Source organism: Nocardia sp. NPDC050406 (assembly GCF_044459025.1).
Taxonomy (GTDB): Bacteria; Actinomycetota; Actinomycetes; order Mycobacteriales; family Mycobacteriaceae; genus Nocardia.
Window position 1 is genome coordinate 1,131,229 of record NZ_JBITIM010000003.1, and the last position, 22,401, is coordinate 1,153,629.

28 protein-coding genes and 3 tRNA genes are annotated in these 22,401 nt (G+C 66.4%); 10 read left to right on the forward strand and 21 right to left on the reverse strand.

Annotated elements, in window-relative coordinates; genetic code table 11:
* Positions 1-9 precede the first annotated feature (9 nt).
* Positions 10-738: a maleylpyruvate isomerase family mycothiol-dependent enzyme gene (locus ACIBH2_RS28610; protein WP_397122898.1), complete on the forward strand. Its 729-nt coding sequence runs from the start codon at positions 10-12 to the stop codon at positions 736-738.
* Positions 739-741: 3 nt separating this feature from the next.
* Here ACIBH2_RS28610 and ACIBH2_RS28615 read toward each other — a convergent pair whose 3' ends face one another.
* Together ACIBH2_RS28615 and hisC are read right to left on the reverse strand one after the other, a co-directional pair.
* Entirely contained in the window at positions 742-2,277 is a 1,536-nt protein-coding gene (locus ACIBH2_RS28615) for an alpha/beta hydrolase (protein WP_397122900.1), read from the reverse strand.
* Between the two features lie 157 nt (positions 2,278-2,434).
* Complete coding sequence (hisC, locus tag ACIBH2_RS28620; RefSeq protein WP_397122902.1) at positions 2,435-3,514, reverse strand: histidinol-phosphate transaminase; 1,080 nt, start codon at positions 3,512-3,514, stop codon at positions 2,435-2,437.
* Between the two features lie 151 nt (positions 3,515-3,665).
* Between hisC and ACIBH2_RS28625 the strand changes: the two genes are divergently transcribed.
* From ACIBH2_RS28625 to ACIBH2_RS28635, 3 genes are all read left to right on the forward strand, one after another.
* Positions 3,666-4,355: a dienelactone hydrolase family protein gene (locus ACIBH2_RS28625; protein WP_397122904.1), complete on the forward strand. Its 690-nt coding sequence runs from the start codon at positions 3,666-3,668 to the stop codon at positions 4,353-4,355.
* Between the two features lie 98 nt (positions 4,356-4,453).
* A tRNA-Ser gene (locus ACIBH2_RS28630) sits at positions 4,454-4,543 on the forward strand.
* A 37-nt stretch (positions 4,544-4,580) separates the two neighbouring features.
* Positions 4,581-4,653, forward strand: a tRNA-Arg gene (locus ACIBH2_RS28635).
* Positions 4,654-4,698: 45 nt separating this feature from the next.
* Here ACIBH2_RS28635 and ACIBH2_RS28640 read toward each other — a convergent pair.
* The 14 genes from ACIBH2_RS28640 to ACIBH2_RS28705 are packed head-to-tail and all read right to left on the reverse strand — an operon-like array spanning position 4,699 to position 13,017.
* Positions 4,699-5,973, reverse strand: a complete 1,275-nt coding sequence (locus tag ACIBH2_RS28640) for a tyrosine-type recombinase/integrase (RefSeq protein WP_397122906.1) — start codon at positions 5,971-5,973, stop codon at positions 4,699-4,701.
* Complete coding sequence (locus tag ACIBH2_RS28645; protein WP_397122908.1) at positions 5,973-6,146, reverse strand: excisionase family DNA-binding protein; 174 nt, start codon at positions 6,144-6,146, stop codon at positions 5,973-5,975. The genes ACIBH2_RS28640 and ACIBH2_RS28645 overlap by 1 nt, the downstream gene beginning before the upstream one ends.
* Positions 6,147-6,156: 10 nt before the next feature.
* Positions 6,157-7,839, reverse strand: coding sequence for a replication initiator (locus ACIBH2_RS28650; protein ID WP_397122910.1), 1,683 nt, complete (start codon positions 7,837-7,839; stop codon positions 6,157-6,159).
* Positions 7,839-8,507: a class I SAM-dependent methyltransferase gene (locus ACIBH2_RS28655; RefSeq protein WP_397122912.1), complete on the reverse strand. Its 669-nt coding sequence runs from the start codon at positions 8,505-8,507 to the stop codon at positions 7,839-7,841. Before ACIBH2_RS28655 ends, ACIBH2_RS28650 begins: the two co-directional genes overlap by 1 nt.
* Positions 8,504-8,686, reverse strand: a complete 183-nt coding sequence (locus tag ACIBH2_RS28660) for a hypothetical protein (RefSeq protein ID WP_397122914.1) — start codon at positions 8,684-8,686, stop codon at positions 8,504-8,506. Before ACIBH2_RS28660 ends, ACIBH2_RS28655 begins: the two co-directional genes overlap by 4 nt.
* Complete coding sequence (locus ACIBH2_RS28665; protein WP_397122916.1) at positions 8,683-9,003, reverse strand: hypothetical protein; 321 nt, start codon at positions 9,001-9,003, stop codon at positions 8,683-8,685. Before ACIBH2_RS28665 ends, ACIBH2_RS28660 begins: the two co-directional genes overlap by 4 nt.
* Positions 9,000-10,331, reverse strand: a complete 1,332-nt coding sequence (locus ACIBH2_RS28670) for an FtsK/SpoIIIE domain-containing protein (RefSeq protein ID WP_397122918.1) — start codon at positions 10,329-10,331, stop codon at positions 9,000-9,002. The genes ACIBH2_RS28665 and ACIBH2_RS28670 overlap by 4 nt, the downstream gene beginning before the upstream one ends.
* A 43-nt stretch (positions 10,332-10,374) precedes the next feature.
* Complete coding sequence (locus tag ACIBH2_RS28675) at positions 10,375-11,007, reverse strand: DUF2637 domain-containing protein (RefSeq protein ID WP_397122920.1); 633 nt, start codon at positions 11,005-11,007, stop codon at positions 10,375-10,377.
* A gap of 6 nt (positions 11,008-11,013) precedes the next feature.
* Positions 11,014-11,496, reverse strand: a complete 483-nt coding sequence (locus tag ACIBH2_RS28680) for a hypothetical protein (RefSeq protein WP_397122922.1) — start codon at positions 11,494-11,496, stop codon at positions 11,014-11,016.
* 2 nt (positions 11,497-11,498) lie between these two features.
* Positions 11,499-11,783: a hypothetical protein gene (locus ACIBH2_RS28685; protein WP_397122924.1), complete on the reverse strand. Its 285-nt coding sequence runs from the start codon at positions 11,781-11,783 to the stop codon at positions 11,499-11,501.
* On the reverse strand, positions 11,780-12,103 hold the full coding sequence (locus ACIBH2_RS28690) for a WhiB family transcriptional regulator (protein ID WP_397122926.1): 324 nt from the start codon (positions 12,101-12,103) through the stop codon (positions 11,780-11,782). Before ACIBH2_RS28690 ends, ACIBH2_RS28685 begins: the two co-directional genes overlap by 4 nt.
* Entirely contained in the window at positions 12,096-12,296 is a 201-nt protein-coding gene (locus ACIBH2_RS28695; RefSeq protein WP_397122928.1) for a hypothetical protein, read from the reverse strand. Before ACIBH2_RS28695 ends, ACIBH2_RS28690 begins: the two co-directional genes overlap by 8 nt.
* On the reverse strand, positions 12,296-12,553 hold the full coding sequence (locus ACIBH2_RS28700) for a hypothetical protein (RefSeq protein WP_397122930.1): 258 nt from the start codon (positions 12,551-12,553) through the stop codon (positions 12,296-12,298). The genes ACIBH2_RS28695 and ACIBH2_RS28700 overlap by 1 nt, the downstream gene beginning before the upstream one ends.
* Complete coding sequence (locus tag ACIBH2_RS28705) at positions 12,553-13,017, reverse strand: hypothetical protein (RefSeq protein WP_397122932.1); 465 nt, start codon at positions 13,015-13,017, stop codon at positions 12,553-12,555. Before ACIBH2_RS28705 ends, ACIBH2_RS28700 begins: the two co-directional genes overlap by 1 nt.
* A gap of 83 nt (positions 13,018-13,100) precedes the next feature.
* Between ACIBH2_RS28705 and ACIBH2_RS28710 the strand changes: the two genes are divergently transcribed.
* The 5 genes from ACIBH2_RS28710 to ACIBH2_RS28730 all read left to right on the forward strand — a co-directional run bounded on the left by ACIBH2_RS28710 (position 13,101) and on the right by ACIBH2_RS28730 (position 17,379).
* Positions 13,101-13,928 carry a GntR family transcriptional regulator gene (locus ACIBH2_RS28710; protein WP_397122934.1) on the forward strand — a complete coding sequence of 276 codons (828 nt, stop codon included), beginning with the start codon at positions 13,101-13,103 and terminating at the stop codon, positions 13,926-13,928.
* Positions 13,925-15,241: an asparagine synthase C-terminal domain-containing protein gene (locus ACIBH2_RS28715; RefSeq protein WP_397122936.1), complete on the forward strand. Its 1,317-nt coding sequence runs from the start codon at positions 13,925-13,927 to the stop codon at positions 15,239-15,241. Before ACIBH2_RS28710 ends, ACIBH2_RS28715 begins: the two co-directional genes overlap by 4 nt.
* The gene (locus ACIBH2_RS28720) at positions 15,238-16,008 is read left to right on the forward strand and encodes a pyrimidine reductase family protein (RefSeq protein WP_397122938.1); all 771 of its coding nucleotides are present in this window, start codon (positions 15,238-15,240) and stop codon (positions 16,006-16,008) included. Before ACIBH2_RS28715 ends, ACIBH2_RS28720 begins: the two co-directional genes overlap by 4 nt.
* A 314-nt stretch (positions 16,009-16,322) precedes the next feature.
* A complete protein-coding gene (locus ACIBH2_RS28725; RefSeq protein ID WP_397122940.1) occupies positions 16,323-16,664 on the forward strand; it encodes a hypothetical protein in 342 nt (113 codons plus the stop codon).
* Positions 16,665-16,884: 220 nt separating this feature from the next.
* The gene (locus ACIBH2_RS28730) at positions 16,885-17,379 is read left to right on the forward strand and encodes a single-stranded DNA-binding protein (protein WP_397122942.1); all 495 of its coding nucleotides are present in this window, start codon (positions 16,885-16,887) and stop codon (positions 17,377-17,379) included.
* Positions 17,380-17,905: 526 nt separating this feature from the next.
* Here the strand turns inward: ACIBH2_RS28730 and ACIBH2_RS28735 are convergent.
* On the reverse strand, positions 17,906-18,259 hold the full coding sequence (locus tag ACIBH2_RS28735; protein WP_397122944.1) for a hypothetical protein: 354 nt from the start codon (positions 18,257-18,259) through the stop codon (positions 17,906-17,908).
* A 517-nt stretch (positions 18,260-18,776) separates the two neighbouring features.
* Here ACIBH2_RS28735 and ACIBH2_RS28740 point away from each other — a divergent pair.
* Positions 18,777-19,499, forward strand: coding sequence for a helix-turn-helix domain-containing protein (locus ACIBH2_RS28740; protein WP_397122946.1), 723 nt, complete (start codon positions 18,777-18,779; stop codon positions 19,497-19,499).
* A gap of 4 nt (positions 19,500-19,503) precedes the next feature.
* Here ACIBH2_RS28740 and ACIBH2_RS28745 read toward each other — a convergent pair whose 3' ends face one another.
* The 4 genes from ACIBH2_RS28745 to ACIBH2_RS28760 form a co-directional block, all read right to left on the reverse strand.
* Entirely contained in the window at positions 19,504-20,574 is a 1,071-nt protein-coding gene (locus tag ACIBH2_RS28745) for an alpha/beta hydrolase (protein WP_397122948.1), read from the reverse strand.
* A 77-nt stretch (positions 20,575-20,651) separates the two neighbouring features.
* Positions 20,652-21,683, reverse strand: a complete 1,032-nt coding sequence (locus ACIBH2_RS28750; RefSeq protein ID WP_397123091.1) for a HoxN/HupN/NixA family nickel/cobalt transporter — start codon at positions 21,681-21,683, stop codon at positions 20,652-20,654.
* Positions 21,684-21,787: 104 nt separating this feature from the next.
* A tRNA-Ser gene (locus ACIBH2_RS28755) sits at positions 21,788-21,872 on the reverse strand.
* Positions 21,873-21,906: 34 nt separating this feature from the next.
* Positions 21,907-22,317: a MarR family winged helix-turn-helix transcriptional regulator gene (locus tag ACIBH2_RS28760; protein ID WP_397123093.1), complete on the reverse strand. Its 411-nt coding sequence runs from the start codon at positions 22,315-22,317 to the stop codon at positions 21,907-21,909.
* Between the last annotated feature and the right edge of the window lie 84 nt (positions 22,318-22,401).

The following is a 22,401-nucleotide window of genomic DNA, read 5'->3' on the forward strand; positions in this document are numbered from 1 at the left end:
TCGGGTGATGTGACCAGCGACGCACCGGCTTACACCGAGATCCCCACCCAGCTCGACCACGTCGCCGCGGCGACCGATCGCCTACTCGACACCGCCGCCGCCCTGACCGACGCCGACCTCGTGGAGCCGTCGCTGCTGCCCGGCTGGACCCGCGGCCACGTTCTGGCCCATGTGTCCCGCAATGCCGACAGCCTGGTGAATCTGCTGCTGTGGGCCCGCACCGGCATCGAAACCCCGCAGTACGCGAGCGCTTACCTGCGCGACGCCGATATCGAGGCCGGAGCCCCGCGCCCCCTGCGCGAACAGCTCGAGGATCTGCGCGCCTCCGCCGACCGCTGGCTGGCCCTGGCCCGGGTCATGCCCGAGGACCGCTGGACCACACTGGTCCGCAACCGCCAGGGCGGCGAGATCCCGGCCACCCGCGTGCCGTGGATGCGCCTGCTGGAGGTCGAGATCCACCACGTCGACCTGGCCCGGGGCTACTCCCCGACCGACTGGCCGAGCGCGTTCACCGATCGCCTGCTGACGGAGTCCGTGGCCGATCAAGCCCGCAAGATCGACCCCAACGGGCCCGGATTCACCGTGTCGGCCACCGACACCGGATACACGGCGACGGTCGGCTCCGCCCCGGTCACCACGATCTCCGGCACCGCCGCCGCGCTGGCCAGCTGGCTCATCGGCCGCTCCGACGGCTCCGACCTCACCGGGGACATCCCGGAACTGTCCGCCTGGAAGTGAACTTCACACGCAGCGGGTTTCCGCGGGCGGCAGGGCCAGCGTGGCGAGATACGCCACGACCTTGGTGTCGACGCAGGGTGATTCACCGCTGAGAGCGACCGCGTGCTGATTGCCTTCGAAGGTCAACAGCACCGCCCGCAGTTGGCGCGCCAGGTCGATGCCCGCGCCGTGCGGCGTGACCGGATCGTTGGTGGTCGACACCACCAGGACCGTCGGCAGGTTCGCGATGGCCAGCTCGTGCGGCTGACTCGTCGGCGGCACCGGCCAGAACGCGCACTCCCCCATCGGGGCCGGGAATTCCGGGGCTCCGTCGTCGTAAAGAGGTGCGACCCTGCGGATTTCGGCGGAGAGCCGGTCGAGGACCGCGTAGTCGGTGATCGCGGGCATATCCGCGCACAGCACGGCCGTTTTCGCGGCTTCGCTGTTGTCGCTGTCGTTTTGGCGACCCGAATCCGATTCCGACTGCCGCAGAATCGGATCGGGATCGCCGTCGCGCAGCGCGCTCAGCGCGAGGTTGAGGTCGGTCCAGTTCCGCCAGTGGTACAGCGCGTTCTCGACCGCGTCCAGCACATCGTCGTAGTACAGGGCGCGATCGGGGTCCGCGCGGGAGGGCAGCGGTTCGAAGACCAGCGGCTGCGCCAATACGTGGAATCTGGCCAGCGCCTGCGCAGGATCGCCGCCGAGTGCGCAGTTCTGTTGCCGCACACACCAGCCGATGAACGCGTCGAAGGTCCGTTGCGACGCCTGCGCCTCCTCCAGCGACTCGGTGTAGCGGTCGGCATCGGGGTCCATGGCGCCGTCGAGCACCATGGCGCGCACGCGGTGCGGATACCGTTCGGCGTAGGCGTAGCCGTACCGGGTGCCGTAGGAGTAGCCGAGGTAGGTGAGCCGCTTGTCGCCGAGCACGGCGCGCAGGACGTCCATGTCCCGCACCGTTTCCCGGGTGCCGATGTGGGCGAGCAGGTCCGCGCCGCTGCCGCGCACGCATTCGGCCGCGTAGTCGCGCCACTGCTGTTCGTGGTGGGGCCGCCATTCCGCCACGGTGAGGGAGTCGCCGCCCGCCTCGTCGTCCGCACCGCAGTCGATGCGCGGTTCCGACGCGCCGACCCCGCGCGGATCCCAGCCCACCTGGTCGAACTGTCGGGCCAGATCGGTGCCGTCGGCGGTGCCCACCAGCGGAATGCCGCGCACGCCCGGGCCGCCGGGGTTCATCAGCAGCGATCCGATCCGGTCGGGTCCGGTGGCGGGTTTGCGCGCGACCGCCAACAGGATGGTGCGGCCGTCGGGTTGGTCGTAATCCAACGGCACGCTGATCCTCGCGCACTGCGCCGCGGAGCTGAGCCGGTCCTCGCGCTCGCTCATGCTCAGACACGAACCCCAGCGCGGCACTTGGGTATAGAACCGCGCCAATGCGGCCGGGTAGAAATCCCGCGGGGTGATGGTTTCCCGCACACACCCCGGCAGGAATACACCCAGGAGAACCACCCCCGCGAGGCCGATACCGAGGCGACGAACGAAATCGCCTACCGACCTTGCCATTCCGCTGTCCGCCATTGAGGCCCCCCCATGTCCCGAAGCAGGAAGCAGCTCGATTATCACCGGGCGGACAGCACGATCGCCGAGGGAAGCGGACACGATTCAATTCCCGAGCCGACTCGGGGGCATCACGATCGCGACCGCGACCGCTCGGGCCGGATCAGTTCAGGAAGCGCTCCACGGTCGCCGGATCGGTGGCGAATCGCAGGTAGAGGTCGTTCTCGTGCGAGTCACCCGCGGTGACGCGCACGCCGTCGGTTCCGTAGGGGCGCACCAGGACTCCGGCCTCGGCGCTGGCCGCGCCGTACTCCGCGCTGCGCTCGCCCAGCGGCAGCCACAGGAAGTTGGCCTGGCTCGCGGCGACCCGGTAGCCCGCCGCCACCAGGGCATCGCGCATGCGATCGCGTTCGGCCACAACGGCATCGGTGCGCTCGAGCAGTTCGTGCCGGGCCTCCAGGGAGGCGATGGCGGCGGCCTGGGCGATGCGGTTGACGCTGAACGGGACGCGCACCTTCATGAGCGCGGTGATCACCGCCGGATCGCCGATGCCGTAGCCGACGCGCAGGCCCGCGAGCCCGTACGCCTTCGAGAAGGTGCGCAGCACAAGCACATTCGGCCGCCCACGGCCCAGCTCGACGCCGTTCGGGTGCTCGTCGGCGGGGAAGCGCAGGTATTCGTAGTACGCCTCGTCGAGGACGACCAGCACGGTGTCGGGGACGACGTCGAGGAAGCGCTCGATATCGGCGCGGCGGTGCGCGGTGCCGGTGGGGTTGTTCGGGTTGCAGACGAACACGACCCGGGTGTTCGGCGTGACGGCCGCGGCGAGCGCGTCGAGATCGTGGGCGTATTCGCTGTTCAGCGGCACCTGTACCGCGCGCGCCCCGGCGACCTGCGTGACGATCGGATACGCCTCGAAGGACCGCCACGCGAACAGCACCTCGTCGGTGGGCTGGCCGCAGGTGATCTGCACGATCTCCTGGCACAGCGCCACACTGCCGCAGCCGACCGCCACCTGCTCGATCGCCACATCGTGGAATTCGGCGATGGCGGCACGCAATTCGCTCACATGGATGTCCGGGTACCGGTTGGCCTGTTCGGCGGCCTCGGCAATGGCCTTGGCGACCGACGGCAGCGGCGGGAAGGTGGTCTCGTTGCTGGCCAGTTTCACCACCCCGGGCAGGCTGCGCCCGGCGATATAGGCCGGGATGGCGTCGAGGTCCGGACGAATGTGCGCGCTCACGCCCTCCACCTTAGGTGGGACGGCCATCCGGTATGCCCGCTGGTGTCGTCGGGTTTGCCCGGGTGCGGGCCGTTGCCGAAATTTCTGTGGATTGCCCCGGTCCGCCGCAGGATTTATCCGGAACTTTACCTAGCTTCACTACTCTGGCTTTATGTCGGGCGTTTACCGAGATCTGGCCCCTGTACACGACACGACCAGAGTGCCGCTCACCGTGATCGAACCGGATGGTCATGCGCGTGGCGGCATCGTGGTGCTGCACGAATCACGAGAATTCACCGATCCATTGCTGGAGTTGATGCGGTCGCTGGCCGCCGACGGCTGGACGGTGCTGGCCCCGGACCTGTTCCACCGCTGCAACGGCACCCAGACCGACAAGGTGTTCGGCGCGGACCTGTTCGCCGATTTCGACGCCTGCTTCGACTGGCTCACCCAGCGCGGGGTGTTCCGCGACTGCATCGGTGTCCTGGGCTTCGACTCCGCGGGCACGGCCGCACTGCTCGTGGCGACCAACCGGCCCGTCGGCGCGGCGGTGAGTATCGCCGCACCCGGCATCGACGATCCGATCAGCCCGCAGGCCGATGCCCTCACCCGCGCCGCCCCACACCTCAAGGCCCCCTGGCTCGGCCTCTACGGAGCCGACGATCCGAACACTCCCGTGGAACAGATCGAGCGCCTGCGCGACGCCGCCGCCCGCGCCGCCACCGCCACCCTCGTCGTCACCTATCCGGGCTTGCACCACCGCCCCGACCAACCCGGTTTCGACCCCTCGGCCCTCGACGACGATTCGGTCATCGACGCGCAGACCAGAATCTTCGACTGGTTCGACAGCCACCTCCGCTGACCCCCGCTGACCAGCCGTTTTGCTTACTGGTCGCGTGGTGTGTAATCTTTTGCCCCGGCGGTTCGAAAGGACCGGCACCCTCGAAAGAGGGGCATCCAGGAGGCGTGCCAGAGCGGCCGAATGGGACTCACTGCTAATGAGTTGTCCCTTCACGGGGACCGGAGGTTCAAATCCTCTCGCCTCCGCCAAGCCCGGTTCGCCGGGTGCCCACAAATGAATAATCCTGCGCCCGTAGCTCAACGGATAGAGCATCTGACTACGGATCAGAAGGTTGGGAGTTCGAGTCTCTCCGGGCGCGCAGCAGGTAGAAGGCCCTTTCGCACTGTGCGAGAGGGCCTTCCGCTTACTCGTTGACGACATCGTTTGACGACAACCCGGGGCCACGCAGCAACCCATTCATGCCCGCAACGGCCTCCCGCTGCACCTGTTCGATCACCCGCATGTAGATGCCCGTGGTGACCGAGATCGAGGAGTGCCGCAGGATCCGCTGCACCGTCGCCGCCTCCACTCCCTGAGCGAACAACAAGGTCGCGCAGCTGTGTCGCAGATCGTGCAACCGGATCGGCCGAACACCGGCGCGACGCACCAGAGCATCGAAGGCCCGGTTCACGTTTCGCGGCTCCAAGGGTGTCCCGGTGCGGCTGGTGAACACCAGCCCGAGGGTGTTAGCGCGCATGATGTCCTTGTCCCGCAACTGGTCCCGTCGACGTTGCCGAAGAATCACGACGAGCTCCTCGGGCAGCGGCACCGTGGATTCCGAGCGCTCGGTCTTGACCTCGTGCAGGGCGAGCGTGCCGCCGATCCGGTACAGCGCCGTCGCGATGTCCACCGTGCCGCCGACGAGATCGACATCGGTCCACCGCAGACCGAGGGCCTCCCCGCGACGCAGGCCGATCGCCAACCCCACCGACCACAGCGCGTACAACCGGTGATCGCGGGCCGCCTCCAGGAAAGTCGCCGCTTCGGCGGCCGTCCACGGCTTCTCCTTGCGCTGGCGTCCGGTCGGCATCTTCACGTTGCGAGCGACGTTGCGCGACAACACCTCTTCGTCCACGGCGTCTTGCAACGCGGCGCGCAGTGTCCGCAACAACGCCTTGCGAGTGCCCACGCCCGGGAATTGCTCGCAGCATCGCCGAGGACTCCGGGCACAGCAGCGGGCCTTGGCCGGATTCTTCGCGGCCCGACGCGCGTCCTTGCCCTGGGCGCAGCACTGGCACTGGTCGGCCACGGTGTTGAGCCAGTCACGGACATGGCGCGCCTCCAGGCCCCGCAACTTGCGCTTGCCAAGCCCCGGCACCATGTACAGCCGCACCAGCAGCTCGTAGGTCTCGTAGGTCTTGGGCCGCGCGCTCGGTCGCACGATCTCCCGCAACCAGTATTCGAGGTATTGCCGAACGGACATGGTGGTGACATCGACCGGTATTCCCTTGCGCTGCAACTCTTTCAGCCGAGTCCGTTCGGCGTCGGCCTCCTCCCAGGTCGCACCGTAGACGCTGATGCGCTTGCGGCGGCCGTCCGGGGCGTCCACGAACAACTTGAGCTCGTAGCGGCCGTCCTTGCGCGCGCCGATGGTGCCCGAGCCGTTCGGATTCTTCCCCCGCGGTTTCCGCGCAGCCATCACGCCACCTCGATGAGATCGGACACATAGTCCTCGAAGGACTTCCGCACGATCCGACGGCACCGTCCCACGGTGACCGACCGCACCTCATTGGCCCAGATCAGTTGATAGATCATCCACCGACTGACCTTCAACTCGTCCGCCGCCTCCTGGACTGTCATGAACGTGCTCACGATCCACCCCCTACGCTACCTTTGCCGAACCTGAATACTGTTGTGTCTCACTAGATTCCGCCAATTGCGCTCGTAGGTACTCGGCACGCCACGCGGTGCGTTTCGCGATGGCGCTCATGATCAGGTGCTCACGCAGCGGCCGGTCCTCGTCGCCGGGCTGCACCGGGCGGATACGCAGGTGGCCGGTGTCGGGTTTGAGGATGCCGACCTTGGCCAGGAGTTGCCGAACAAACTCTGCGCGGTCGGCGCGGTGGTCGGGCAGGGTCTTGCCGGTCCAGCGACGCGAGACCAGGACCCGTCGACCGGGCAGGCCGAGGGTGTCACGGCGGTGTGCTTTGCCCTTGCAGTGCCCGGGGACGGTTTTCTCCCCGGCACCGCGCGGGACGATGCCGTAGCGCAGCCACACCGGGCACCGCGGCGAACACGGTGTGATCTTCAGTTCCTGATGCAGCCGGTCGTAATGCGCGAGCACCCGGGCGGAATCGGAGCGCAGCACCTCACCCACAGCCTTGGTCAGGTACTTGGTGACGTAGCGGACCGCCTTGTTCGCCTGGTCGCCGGGCACGATGCCCTGAATGTGGCGCGGATCGACCTGCGCGCCGAACCGCACCGTGTGGGCGGGTTCGATGTCGTCCACGGAGCCGATCACGTCGAGTGCGTCATCGAAGGAGTGCAGCGGTCGCCGGGTGCGCGGGTCCACGAACGTCACGCCGTCCCACACCGGCATGTTGTCGTCGGTGTAGACCGCGTGGTCGAAGTGCGGCATCCACGCCTGGTGATAGGTGGCCTCGGTGACGAGCTTGACCAACTCGCGCGAGATCGCGCCACGGACCAGGACGTGCAGATGCGGGGCACCACGCTTCTGTGGTTCGACCACGGCGAAGTACTGCATGTCGTAGCCGATGACGCGGCGCATGTTCTTGACCCACCGATCGAACAACGCCGCGAAGTGAATGGTGTCACGGGCGGCGCGGGCGTAGTCGTAGGTGCGCCAGTCACGCGGGGAGCCGTCCGAACACACCTTGCCCTCAGCGTCTTTCGCGCCCACGCGGTTGATCGCGCCGTAGGAGGGCAGAGTGAGGGTGATCATCATGCCGGGGGCGTACTTGCCCGCGAACACTTGCCCGATGGTGCGTTTGGTGACCTTGCGGCGCGGCAGGTTCGGTGCGTCCTGGCGGCGTCGAGTCGAACGAGTCCGGCGCGGTTTCGCGGTGGCGTCCAGCGCGGGCAGCCGTCCACGCATTCCCGATTCACGAAGCTCACGATCCAGGTCCGCGACCACTTCGGCGATAGCGTCGGCCGCCTCGATGTCACCGGTCTCCTTCGCGGTGCGGTAGGCATCGGCCATCTCCGCGCGGGAAGCGAGGATATCGACCTGTGCCGCAGTGGGTTCCGGGTTCGGGTCCACCGGTTCGGCGTCGAGGTGCCAGCCTTCGCGGCACTGCTGAATCCGCAGGGCCCGAGCCGATTTCGCGCACGCCGGGCAGACCGATTCGATGGTGGCCTTGCACGGTGCGCCCTCGTAGCGGACCGTCCCGGTCTCGGGATCGAAGACCCGCATGGCGACCGGGCGGCGACACACGTCGTATTTCTCGGCCGCGGCCTGGGCGATATCGTGCAGGTCCGGCATCGCGCGACGGGTCGCCGCGGACTGCTTCCCGGGGGTCCGGGTGGGTTCGGTGTTGTCGGTCATCACGCCACCTCCACGGCGTCTCGGTTGATCGCGGTGAGTAGTTGTCGGCCGATGTGGTGGGTGTAGGCGGGCGGGATCGCTTGGCACAACTCGTCTCCGGTCATCCAGTCGATGCCCATCGCCTCGGGTCCGACATAGCGGCCCACATCGCCGGTGACCGAGATATGCCAGCCCTGCGCCCACCGCTCCCTACGTCGGGACGTCGCGGTGCGGGCCACGTGCGCGGGATGGGACGGGGCGCGGAGGCCGATGTTGCTTTCGAATCGGCGATGTCGGTAGGTGCGCAGCCCGAACATGCCGCCGCACAGGGTGATCGAGCGGTCCTTGCGCAGCGGGGCGGACATGACGTTCTCGATGACGTACGGCTTGCCGAGCGCCTCCAGGGCGTCTCGGGTCGCGGCGACGAGATCGGGATAGGTCTTCTCCGGATGCAGCGCGTGCAAGGGGGTGTATTCCTGACACGGCGGGGAGGCGTGCACGGCGTCGAACTCGTGCCCGTGAGCGGTCAGGAACTCGATGGCGTCGGCGCGATGGAAGGTGAACGGGTATCGCGGTTGAGCGACGATATCGACGCCCACGACCTCGAAACCCGCTCGCCGGTACCCGGTCCCGGCACCACCGGCGCAACAGCACAGATCCAACAGCCGGGGAGGGTTGTGGGTAATCATCGGGTCACCTCCTGATCGAGCTCGGACAGTTCGGCGTAGACGCGCACGCCGCCATCACGGTTGAGGTAGGTGCGTTCGTCCACGGTGACGCGGAACGTGTGGGAGCCGATCAGGGCCGCGAGAACGCGCGTGATGTCGGCGAGGTTGCCGGACAGGCGCAGCCGCACAGTGTTGGTCATCGCTGGTGCTCCCCGTCGAGAACGTCACATTGTCGGCATAGGCGCAGACGACCACGGCGGGTGTGGGTGGATGGCGGAGCGGTCCAGGTCTCCCACTCGGTCCACTCGTGGCCATGAGCAGCACAGTGGGCGGCGAGTTGGCAGCCGTCGCAGGTGATGCGGTCGCCGTCGGTCTGCCAACCGTAGGCGGTCAATTCACGGACGGCCGTCTCGATGGAGGGGAACAGCTCCGGGCCGCACTCTTCGTTGGGGAATGGTTCGCCGCAGCCGTGGCAGTAGGCGGCCACCCAGGTCTCGGTGTGGAATCCGGTTTTCATGCCGCCACTCCCGCCAGGCCGTCGTCCTCGGGGTTCTCATCGCCAAGGTCATCAGGATCGAAGTCGCTGTAGTCCTCGGTGGGACCGGTGATCTCGGGTGCTGGGGAGTAGGTGTCCACGATGGCGTCGGCGTCCTCGTCACTGATGTAGAAGGCGCGGACCCGCACGAATTCGGTGGTGCCGTCCTCCCCGACGTAGGCGACGCCGGGCGTGGTCTCGGAGATCTCGTCGCAGCGCGCGCCGCGGTCCTTCGCGCCTTGGCCGTGGACCATGGCGTTCTGGGTCGGCTCATCCAGGCGCAGCCCGACCCGGACCGGGAACAGCTGCCGATTGGGCATGGTCTCCTTCGAGGGGTCTTGCAACGCCGAGACCACGGTGATGCCCGCCGCGCGGCCCTTGGACAACAGCAGGCCCGACAGGCGACGGAACTCGTCACGTTCTTCGCGGCTGGCGTACGACGACAGCGACGCCGCCTCGTCGATGACGAGCAGGATCAGCGGCTCGTCCACGCTGGGGATGAGCTTGCGGATACCGGCCGAGCGCATCCGGGCCAGACGCTCGTCCAACTCGGTCACGGCCTCGGTGAGCATCCCCAGGATGTTGGCCGCGTCAGCAGCGAACCGGGTGAACAGCTTGTCTGCTCCGCGCCCGAATTCCGCGCCGCCCTTGGGGTCTGCCATCCACACGGCCACGAGCTTGGACTGGATGGCGGGGCCGAGCCCGGCCAGGATCGACCACAGCACCGAGCCCTTGCCCGAACCGGTCGCGCCCGCGATCAGCACGTGCGCGTAGAGGATGCGCAGCAGCCACGGCCACCCGTCTTCGCGGACGCCGACCGGGACCGCCTCCAGGTCCACATCATTGGGGACCGCGCGCGGCATCGTTACCGACGCGGCGAGGGTGTCATAGACCCTCACGTGGAGACGAACCCAGGCCGGAGCGGGCGAGGTGACCGTCACCCGCTCGACACCCAGATAGGCGGCCAACCTGCTCCGGGTGGTGTCGTTGTTCCAATCCTCGAGGCTTTGCCCGCCCAGCATCAGCACGTCGATGTGCAGGCCGAACGAGTCGTAGTCCCAGCCCTCCACCCTTGGCACCCCGGAATCGAAGGAGCCGAGCTTGAGCGTGGCGAACATCAGATCGGTGTGCGCCGGATTGGCCACGATCAACACCGCGGTCCGCAACTCCATCGGTGCGTCGGCGGCAATCGCTTCGGGCGATGTGGCACACAGAGTTTCGCGATGCCAAGGCCCGGGCGTGATCCAGGCCAGGAAGCCCAGACCGGCCGCCGTGGACACCACGGTAGGAAGGATGAACGACAACGACATAGCGACCTCCTACGGATCGAAAAGCAATGGGGTGTAATGGAATTCAGCGCACCGAGACCGCAGGCGGAACAGCGCGCAGCGGAGCGCGACGGGCGGGAACGAGGACAGGGGCGGCCGGAGGGGGCGGCGGAGTCGGAGTCGCGGCAACAGCCGATGAGACGGGCACTGGGGGCCGCCGCACGGGCTTCGGTACCGCTTCCTTGGTCACCTCATCGGCCACGACGGACGAAACGGCTTCAGTGGCAACGGGTTCGGTCGCAGCGGCGGGACGTGATCCGATGCGGAACAACAGCAGCAGAGCGTGGGTTTCGACCAACAGCGCCACCGGCGGCAGCGAGGCCACGACGGCCGCACCCCAGCCGAGCGCCGAGGGGCCGATCATCAACGAGTGCACCGCGTTCCCGGTGATGGACACGACGGTGCCGACCACCAGCACCCCGAAGAACCAGCGACGTGCGCGTGGCTCGGCCTCCAGGAGCGCCGTCACCGCCGCGGTCGCGGTGGACACGTCGATGATCACCGGGAACAGCCAGGCATCCCCGGCAGGGATATGAGCCGCCACCGCCAACTCACGCAGCGCCACGAACGACAGCCGAAACGCAGCCGCCGCGACGCCGACGATGGCGGCCACGGCCAGCACCCGCACCGCGAGCACGACCGTGGCCTTGTGCGTCATCGCCGATCACCTCCGCGCCGAGTCGCCGCAAACGTTGCACCGGCACGGCTCGAGGGTGATGTCGCGGAACGGGATCGACTCATCCGGTGCGCCGTTCGCGCGGCGGCCGTCGATGATGGCGGCCTGGAGCATCTCCACGAGTTCCTCGGCGGTGTCGAGGTCCATCCACACCACCGGGGACCGGACCTCCGGGGCCGAGGAGTGCAGGCCCCCGAAGACCATCATGATCTGGCGCATGGCGCCGTCGATCTCGTGGCGATACCGCACCGCAGGCGTTCCCCACCCCTTGACGCCCCAGGCGTTCAACACCTCTCGGGCATCCGGGTTGCGCGGCGCGAGGACCGGGATCGTGTACCGCGCGTACATGTTGTCATCGCGCGGCACCCAGTAGTTCTCGGCCTGCCGCATCACCGACTCGTCCGCAGGCTGTTCCGACATCGCGCCATAGCCGATCCGGTTGTGACGCGGGCGTGCGTTGATCGAAGTCATCGCTACCACTCCTCGAAGGCGCAGAACGGCGGGCACAGAGCGTCGGCATCCAGCGCGGGTTGAGGCGGGTCCGTTGCCGTGGAAGTCGGTGTCTCGCAGAACATCACGCAGCCGGACGTCGTCGGTTCGGCGGCTACCAAGGTTGCCACCGGGGCGGCCGGGGCCACCTCGACGGTGTCGGGGCGGTCGCCGAACGCCAACGCCAGCAACATGACCGGGGCCATCAGCACCGGCGACACGACCGCAGCCATCACGAGCCACCCGTTCACGGGTTTGGTGTCCATCACGCCGCCACCAATCCGTCATCGAGACCGCCGTCGTAGGGGCGACCGGTCGCGGCCACCCGCGACAGGGCATAGCGCGCGCGGCGGAACTCCGAATGCCCGTCCCCGGGCAGCCACACCGAGGCGAACACCCCATCGGTGACACCCGCCCGAAACGCCCAGCCAGCGCACTTGGCCAGCACCGGGCAGTCCCCGCAGGTCTGCCGGGCTTGCGCGGCGTCACTGTGAGTGAGCGGAAAGAACAGTTCGGTATCCATTCCCGCGCACGAACGTTCGGCAACGAAATGCGGGTCAGAACCCTTGCGGGCCACGAACTTACGCATCGTGCTCACCCTGCTCGTCATCGAACATCGACAGCTGTCCCTCACACCGCCACATCGAGGGAATGTCCCGGAGGACGGATTTGCGGCCCTTCCCGGAGATCTGGCGACGCGAGGGCTTCACGCCCTGATCGACCGCCGCGTCACCGGTCTTGCGGGTCTTACGTGCCCGCGCACGCTGCTCCATGGTGGCCATCACGCCACCGCCTTCGGACCCGAGCTCGAACCCCGCTGCGCCACCGCGTGTTCCACGAGGGCCACCGCGAGCGCCGACATCAACGCATCGGCGTCGGCGATATCCAGCGACATACGAACATCGCTGCCGTCGAACACGACCCACACCGATGCGGGAATCTGGTACTGGCACCCGCTGGTGGATTCCCAGATGTAGGACGGGTGGTATTCGACCTTGCTGAGACCCTTCGCCTCCGCCGATACGGTGAATCGCGACATCACGCCACCGCCTTCTCACCGCGGGTCGGACGCGACGCCGGAACATCGGCCGGAGGCTGCTTCGCCCCCGAGGTATCGCCCTTGATGCCGGTCGCCCGGATGTTCCAGCCGATCGACTTGAACTCGCCGTTACCGATCACCTTCGGCTTGACCCGCAAGCCCTCCAGGACCACCGGGTACACGCCATCCGAGATGGGCTGCGTCGAGGGCACCGGCCGCACGTCCGACACGAACGTCACATCGAACATGGCGTTCTTGGCGCCCATGCCCGACGGGTCCATGATCTTGCCCTTCCACAACAGCTTCCCCGTGCCGTTGCCCTCCCGGTCGTAGTCCACCTGCTGCCGCTTCGGCGCATTCCGATCGGAGCTGAACTCCGTCATCGGCTCGATCTCCCCCACCAAGAACAAGCCCGTACCGAACTCGCCCTCGACCGGAACCAGCCACGCATCCTTCAAAGCCATCTCGAACGCCTCCTATGTGTGAGAACCAGACCCCGGTTTGTTAATCAACAAAATCCGGTGACATCATTGTTGAGCAACAAACGATGGGTGTCAAGGATTGTTCATCAACAAAACTGGGAGGTGACGTGCCGCCACCGACAATCTGGCGAGAAATAGCCGATGACCTGCGAAAACGAGTCGAGGACGGAGAGTGGGAGCCTGGCCAGAGGATTCCCGCAGTCCGTGAGTTGATGGCGCACTACGAGACGCCGTCTCAGAACGCAGTGGTTCGCGCCATCTCGACCCTCACGAGCGAAGGGCTCTTGTGGTCCGACCCGAACGCGCCACGTCGAGGTGTCCGAGTCGCCGAGCGAACCCAGCTGATCCGCCGTGGTGCGCGTCGGTACCAACGCAACCCTGAAGGCTTAGCCCCCAACATGGACGAGGCCGCAGCTGGTGGATGGCAAGACAAAGTCGAGGCTGAGCGCTGGCGTGAACCAGCCTCCGAGGACATTGCCGCCCGTTTGAACATCCAGCCTGGTCAACCGGTCACGGTGGGCCAATACGTTTGGTTGACCGAAGACGGGCAGCCCTACCAGGTGGGCACACAATACGAGCCGCTAGCTATCACTCAGGGAACGCCGATCGAAGAACCTGTGGATGGCACCCGTGGAAACCCTGGCGTCATCGCACGTTTCGATTCGATCGGTCTCCATGTTGACCGAGTCGAGGAATTGGTACGGGCAAAGGTGCCGAGTGCCAAGGAGGCCCGCATCCTTCAGATGGGGTCAAAGGTTCCAATCCTCCACATCACCCGTACACACTGGGCAGGTGACATCGCCGTAGAGACGGCCGATATCGCAATCCGCAGTGATCGGATGGTTATCGTCACAACGCATGAAGTGCCGCTCAGCGAAGGAGCCTCAGAATGACCGAGCAGCCTAGCCCGAGTCTGGCCGAACAGACCGGCGACGCCATGCAGTTCGTGGCCGATGTACGCAACATTGACACACCCAATCCCCAACGCCGCCAACTAGCCGATCCTGTTGCGGCCGCAACCCTCTTCAAAGACGAGACCGTCTCTCGGATCGAATCCATCTTGAACGCCCAGTCAGGCACTCCCGTGATCTTGCTGTCCGGAGGCGTCGATTCGATTTTGGTAGCGGCGGCAGCCGTGAAACTTGGCGTGCGACCCCACGCGATCACGGTTATCGCGAACGGCGGTACCGACCGAGAGAACGCGGTTGCCGCAGCAGACGCTCTTGGCCTGACCCACGAGATCATCGACCTCAGCGAAGACACGGTCGTTGATTTGGCCCGCGAAGCGGTGAATCGATTGGGCCTGCCGGAGCTTTGGGAAGTCTCCTACGCGATTCCGTTGCTTGCAACGCTGCCCGTCTTGGATCGCATCGGTACAACCGGCCCCATCCTGACCGGCAGCGGTGCCGACGCCATCGTAGGCGGCGGAAAGGTCCTGGGACATCCAATCGATTCTCCACAGGCGATCGAAGAACTTGACCTAATCATCCGGAAGGAGTCAGCTAACAACTTCGTCCATGACCGTCTTGTGCCAGATTTCTATCCACGTGTGATGGGCAAATACGCGGACCAATTTGTCCACGTTTTCCAGACCCTCCGGTTTTGGGAAGTCGCCGAAACATTCGCGCCCCCTGCGCTTTTCGGTAATCGTGATGGCAATCCGGTTGATAAGTTCGCGGTTCGAATCGCCTGCGAGATGCTGCTACCCGAAACGTCGAAAAACCTTGCATGGGCGAAAAAGTCAGCGATCCAACGATCAGCCGGGATCATGGGCACGCTAGCGACTGCGTCTCGCACTTTCGCCGCGTCACTTCCTGGTGCCCAGACATATTCCGATCCGATGACTGAGCCGTATGAAGCTGTTGCAACCCGCCTGTTTCTTGCACTGTTGGATGGCACTTCCCAACATCAACGATATTCGACATCGGGTGGCGAAAAGGCAATCACAGAAACTGATCCTGTAACTGATTTTGTCGCCCATTACCACCTCGACATAGGCGGCAACTGGAATAGCCATCGCGAGAACTGGCAGCAAGTCGCACTTGACGCCTGGCTCCAAGCCGCCCAACAGCGCAATCTTGATGCAACCGTGCTTTACCTCTGCGAAGACTCCAACCAAGACGTTGCAATCATCGAGGTGGGCCAAAACCGTTACGCCATAACACATTTGGGTCGCGCCGCCGAAGTGCGAGCAGAACGCCGATGACAACCGTCCCTCACGTCGTCAACTCGGTCAATCTCACCGATGACGAACTCGCAGCGCTATACGAGTACCCAGCGAACAGCGAACCGTGGGTACGTGCCAACTTCGTTGTCAGCATCGATGGCGCGATCTCAACGAACGGTTCGTCTGTCGGTTTGACGACACCTCTCGATCAGAAGGTGCTAAAGCTCTTACGCGACCTCTCCGACGTTGTGCTTGTGGGAGCAAACACAATCCGCGTAGAGGACTACATAGGAATCAAGGTGTCCGAGGCAGGCAGCCGCCGACGAACGAATCGTGGACTGTCCCCGGTGCCACCTCTTGCAGTTGTAAGCGGACGAGCCGACATCGACCCCCAATCACGGCTCCTCACTAACACAACCGTTCCGCCAATCATTCTCACCACGTCAACGGCCCCAACGGTGGCGAAGCGGAATCTGACTACGGCAGGAGCCCAGGTAATTGAACTTGGGCCGGGGCCAATCGAAACAACTGCAATCATCGACACCCTGTCGTCGCTGGGCATGACAAAGATCCTGTGCGAAGGCGGTCCAAACCTCACTGGACAACTAGTAGCGGATCACCTACTCAATGAAATGTGTGTCACGACGGCACCGACCATGATCTGTGGAAACGCACAGCGGATCACCCACCTAGATCGCCACGCAAACCTCAAAATGCGTTGTAAGCACATCATTTTCGATCCAGACGGTGCTCAATTGGCACGCTGGATCACGAACGAACAACCCTCTAGCGGCTCGATCACCTAGACGTGTAGTGCTGGTCACCGGGCACAAAACCTACCCAGGACTACCGTCGAGACCACTGCCGAATTTCGCCCTACAGGATCAAGGCGGCGCGCTGGCGCGCGCCGCGCCACGCTTCGACGCGCAACCGGGCTGATGAAGCGTCGCCCGGCGCGTCGGCGCGTCGCGGCACACGCCCACGCACCGCCATGACACGTAACAGTCGAACCCGTCAGTCGCCCGCCCGAGCCGCACCCAGGAACCACACCCGGCAGCACCAGGCCCGATCACCGCCGCCGTGATCAGCCCGACGTTTCGCCGCCGCCGACAGCGCCACCGTGCCCGCAGCACCGCCGCCCGCTCTCCGCGCCCTGTCCTTCCAGCCCGCCAGCACCCGTGACGACACCCAGCCACAGCCCGGCGCGACGTTCGAACTCCTCACCGACGCAGGACCCGACCCTCAGCCGCTCCCCGCCGCCAGCACCGCGACACCCTTCGCCCAGACCGCCGACACCGTCCCCGTCCAGCCCACCCCAACAGGCGACACTCCCGCCGCTCTCGTCGCCATCGCCCCACCGGCCCCGGCCACGACCGCCCCCACGGCCCTTGACGATGACGACGAAGTTGGTGACGTGCCGCCCATCGGTCTTGCCCGCCAGGTGGATTCGCCGACCAGCTGACCGCCGACGCCGCCAGCTGCGGCACCGCACACGCCGCCGCCCTCCCGATGGCGCACTCCGCAGTCCGATCTCTCGATGTCCGGCAGGCCGAGTGCCACCATGGCAGACCCCACACGGCCACGCCAAGACCAAGCGCTGTCACCGTGCATCCATCTCCCAATTGAGCTGCCGCCCAACGTATTTCGTGAGATGAATGCACGGCGAGCCTTGACGTGACCGCATGGTGCCCACCACGCCGACCCCCGTCCCACCAGACACCAAGAGCCCGGCCCGTTCCGGACTCCACCACCAGGAGGTCACCGTCGTGCCCAGCACCGTATCTGTCACCATCACCGGCCATCTCGCCGACGACCCCACCTCGCGGGCAACCCCGACGGGCAAGCTCGTCACCAACTTCGTCGTCATCGCCAATGACCGCAGGTTCGACCGCAACCAGAACCAATGGGTCGACGCCAACAAGACCGTCATCCGCGTCGCCTGCTGGGGCGACCTGGCCGAGACCGTCGCCGCCAGCCTGGACAAAGGATGCCGCGTCGCCGTCACCGGGCATCGCCTGATCGCCGACCCCTACATCGGCCAGGACTCCAAACCTCACGCCGCCCTGCAACTGACCGCCGACACGGTCACCGTCGACCTGAAAGGCCAGACCACGAAGATCGAACGACTACGCCCCAGCCACGCCAGCGCCGCCGACGACAACGAACCACCGTTCTGACCCCGACCCCGGAGACCGGACCTGGCACCACCAGGTCCGGCCCCCGGCCACACCTCACACGAACAACTGCCGAATTCGCCTATTACGTATTGAAGGTGAGCCTCCCTGCCTCCTCATAGGCCCGATTGTCTCGCTCCACTCGGACGAGTCAAGGGCGCTTCGCGTCGGCTACGCCGATGGGGCTACGCCCACCCTTGACACGCCCTCACTCCGCTGAGGACGGCCTGTATGAGGAAGCAGGGAGAAATAGAGTCGTTGGTGAGGGCGGGGGCACTCCCGGACAAGGTGGTGCCCTATGCAACCAGCCAGCACGCAGGCACGTCCAACCAACCATGAACGACACGCGACAGGCACGTATTCGGCACGCAGGCGGCAACCCGCATGACCCGTTGGACCGCTGGCTGTTCCATCAAATGCGCATGTTGGTCATCATCACCATGGCCGCCGCAAGCGAGCCGAACCAGCCCACGCCGCCCGCCACCGCGCGGGGATGGCCGCGCGCTCCCCGTTCACGCCAAAGATGAGATCACCCACGACGGGGACGCAACGCGTAGGCGGGCACGAGCTGATCGCGAACGTGGAGATCTGGCCGACCGTCGGCATATTGCAGGCTATAGGTCACCCGACCGAGCCATTCGCCGTCCAAGGTAGGAACCCAGTGCGTCAGCGTTCCCGGGCGTTCACCGGTCATGTGCACGCCCGCACCATTCACATGACGAGGCTTGCCCGGATCACGTACCAGAATGGCGTCCAGCCGCACCCAGACCGGCCGAGGCGGATAGGTGGCCGCCCGGTAGTAATGCCCCGCCGCATCCGGGTGCGCCAACTGCGGCCCCGAACCCTCAGTTCGCGGCAACTCACCCTCACCCATCGAACCCATGTTCGAATACTAGAAGATCACCCCAGGCGGATTGACGACAGGTTTTGACGACAACCGCGACGACAACCACACTCAGCTACCCATCGGACACTCGCCTAACCAGGCCGGATATGCTCCAAGCAGTCATAGGTGCGCCTAGCTACGGATCAGAAGGTTGGGAGTTCGAGTCTCTCCGGGCGCGCATCGATCAAACCCCCTGTGGCCCTTGGCCATAGGGGGTTTGTGGTATCAGGAGTACTGCGAGGCGTGGCCGCGGGCCGCCGCAGGGGCATCGAAAGAGACTGTTGTATCGGAATTTTCGGCGATTCACGCCCGAAGACAGTGCCGGGTTGGTGCGCACCCCTCCCGCGCACCAACCACCGGCGAGAGCACCCGGCGGGCAGCAGGGCGTGCAGGTTCCAGCACCTGGTCAAGCCTCTTTTCCGAGCATGAGAAAGTCAATGAGCCCGTGTCGCACCTGGGGTGAGACTTCGCCCCGATTTCGGTGTGACGTCCCCGACAACCGAGGTATGAGCAGATGTCCAAAGGTCAGTTAGCCCTGTTCGTGCGCGCCCGGCGGGATGCGCTGCGACTGACGCAGGCCCAGCTGGCCAAGACGACCGGCTGGTCCAAGTCCGCCATCGAGAAGGTCGAGGCGGGCACGCTGACGCCCAGCCTGGAGTTCACCGGCGCGCTGTTCGACGCCCTGGGCATCCCCTACATGTTTCGAGAGCGCATCATCGCCGCGCTGTTCCCGGGCACGCTGCCGCTCATCCTCGGCCCGTACCCCGAGCTGCCCGACGACGACGCGCTCGCCGATCTGGAGGATCTGCCCTACCCGGCCGCGTACATCGCCTTGCCGGTAGGCGACATCGTGGGCACCAATTCCCAATGGAACACGGTGTTTCCGGGTTTGGAGGCCAAGTCGAACCTGCTCGTCTACCTGTTCACCGATCCGAGGGCCGCGACGCTGCTGCCCGACTGGGAGCAGGTGGCGCACGGCTACGCCTACGGGCTGCGCATGCTGGGGCCGATCTCGGTGCCGGAGAACGCGATCAACGAGGTCGTGCGGCGCTGCCGCGCGCATCCGGATTTCGAACGCATGTGGACCGTCGACCCGGTAGAGCCCACGGCGGTGCAACCGATGCTGCGAGTCACCATGCCCGACGGCGAGATCCGCAACCTGCGCATCAAAATCGACAAGCCGCACCTGCCGCGCGGCTACTGGCTCACCTATCGCCTGGTGCCGGAACGGGATTGACCGCTCAGGCGACGCCCAGACCCGCCGCCAGGGTGGGCCAGGCCAGTGGGAGTTCGTCGCGCCAGTACGGCCAGGAGTGGGTGCCGGTGGGGCGGAGGTTCACCGCCGCGGGGATGCCGAGTTGGCTGAGGCGGTCGATGAGTTGCAGGGTGCAGGCGTATGCCCCGGCTTCCAGGGGGCCGCCGAAGAGGATGGTGTTGGGGTATTCGTCGCTGCCGGGGAGGTCGTAGCGGCCGGGGAGGTCGTAGCGGCCGGGGAGGCCCAGACCCGCCGAGAGGTAGATCCTGGTGCCGCGCAAGGACTCCGCGTGGGTGTAGACGTCGTGGGCGGCCCAGGCCGGATCGTCGTCGGGGCCGAACATATTGGCCGGGTCGCCGCCGTAGGTGCCGACCACCGCCTTGGCTTGCGCCTGACCGTAGTCCGAACTCACCGCGTAGCAGCCGCTGTGGGACGCGACGGCCGAGTACAGGCCGGGGCGGCGGACCGCCAGCATCATGGCCGCCTCGCCGCCCATGGACACGCCCTGCACGCCGTAGCGGCCATTGCCGTCGAACCGGGCGTCGACGAGCGGTGGCAGTTCGCGGGTGAGGAAGGTTTCCCAGCGGTTCACGCCGAGCTTCGGATCCGCTCTCTCCCAATCGGTGTAGAAGCTCGACGGCCCACCGAGGGTGAAGACCACGTTCACGTTCTTGTCGGCGAAGAACTCGCGCGCACCGCCCTGCGCGGTCCAGTTGTTGACGTCCTCGGCGGCGCTGCGGCCGTCGAGCATGTAGAGAGTGGGGCGCGGGCCGTCGTGGCCGGGGACGAGCACCTGGACGGGCACGGTGCGGCCCATGGCCGGGGAGCGCACGTACACGGTGGCGAAGCGGTCGTCGATAGGCTCCACGCGCTCGATGCTGGCGCGGGCGGTCGGACCGGGATCGGCGAGCACGGGCGGATCGCTACCCGCCGACCCGGAATCGGCGGGCGGCTCGGCCGTGCCGAGGGGCGCGAGGGCCGCCGCACCGAGTATCAGTGCGGCGCAGGCGAAGGCGACGCCGAGTCGACGCCGCTGACGGCGTAGCACGTGGGCCATAGTGCCAGACGAGCCGTGCGCGCGGCCCGCGACTTTCCCGGCGGCACGGGTGAGACCTCACACAAGCCGACCGATCGCTATTCGGAGGCGAGACTGCTTTCCCAGCGCCGCTCCACACCCGCGAAGCGCCATACCGCGACGGCCACCGCCCAGGTGAGCACGAACAGCCCGACAATGATGAAGCCCAGGTCTCCGAGATCGAGATTGCCGATCCACGCCACGAAACCCGAAGTGACATCGAACTTCTCGACGAAGATCGAGATGATCTCCTGCCCGCCGATGAGCAGCGCCACCGCCACCGACAGTCCGGTGATGACCAGGTTGTAGTAGATCTTGCGGACCGGGCGGGCGAAGGCCCAGTCGTAGGCGTAGCTCATGAACGCGCCGTCGAGGGCGTCGAACAGCGCCATACCGGCCGAGAACAGCACGGGCAGAACGAGAATCGCGTACCAGGGCAGGCCGGTGGCGGCCGCGCCGCCCGCGATGACCAGCAGGCCGATCTCGGTGACGGTGTCGAAGCCGAAACCGAACAGCAGACCCACCGGGTACATGTGCCAGGGCTTGCGGACCAGGCGCATGACCGGCCGCAGCACCCGGTTCAGCAGGCCGCGGTCGTCGAGTTCGCGCTCGAGCCGCGCCTCGTCGAGTTCGCCGCCGCGCATCCGCCGGAACACCCGCCAAATCCCGATCAGCGAGGCGAGATTCAGCAGACCGATGGCGATCAGGAAGGCGCCCGAGACGCTGGTGCCCCACAGCCCCGTCCACTGGTGCAGCGCGGAATCCTCGTCCTCCAGCTTGGGCGCGAGCGCCCGCACCCCGAACGCGAGCAGCGCCACCATGGCGAAGACCACGCTGGAGTGCCCGAGCGCGAACCAGAATCCGACGGTGTGCGACTTCTCCCGGCCGTTCTCGGCGACCAGTTTGCGGGTGGTGTTGTCGATGGCGGCGATGTGGTCGGCGTCGAAGGCGTGCCGCATACCCAGCAGGTACGCGGTGAGGCCGAGCCCGACCCCGAAGACCGTGCCCTCCACCAGGTACTGGCCGGGCACCACCACGAACAGCAGGATGCCCCATCCGAGCACGTGCAGCGCGACCACCGCCACCACCATCGCGATCACGCCACGCACCTGCCACACCCTCACTCTCGACAACCGGTAAAAGACAGCAGGCGGACACCGAGCTCGAAACCCGGTGCCCGCCTGCGTGTTTCCCGCGGAAGCGGAGGGATTTGAACCCCCGGTCGCTCTCACGACGCTCGCTTTCAAGGCGAGTGCATTCGGCCGCTCTGCCACGCTTCCAGGGGTTCGATATTAGCCGATCGCCGCCCAGCGGTTAGTCGGAGCGGTAGGCCAGGGCGCGGTTGACCTGTTCGAAAGCGTCGGTTACGGCGGCCAGCTGCTGGGGGGTGAGCCGGTCGATGAAGGCGCGGCGGACGTCGTCGACATGGCCGGGCGCGGCGGCGGCGAGGCGACGCATCCCCTCCTCGGTGAGGTGCGCCAGCACGCCGCGGCCGTCCTCCTCGGCGGTGGTGCGGCGGACCATGCGCTGGGCCTCCATCCGGCGGATCTGATGGGTGAGGCGGCTGCGGGAGGAGAGTACGCCGTCGGCGAGATCGCTCATGCGCATGGAGCGGCCGGGGGCCTCGGAGAGTTTCACCAGAATGCGGTAGTCGGCCAGGGACAGTCGGCTGTCGTGCAGGAGCTGCCGGTTGAGTTCGGCCATGAGGCGCTGGGAGCCGTCCATATAGGCCCGCCACGCGCGCTGTTGCTCGGGGGTCAGCCATCTCGGTTCGGTGACTCGCGGCCCGGGTCCGTCAGACACCGGGAC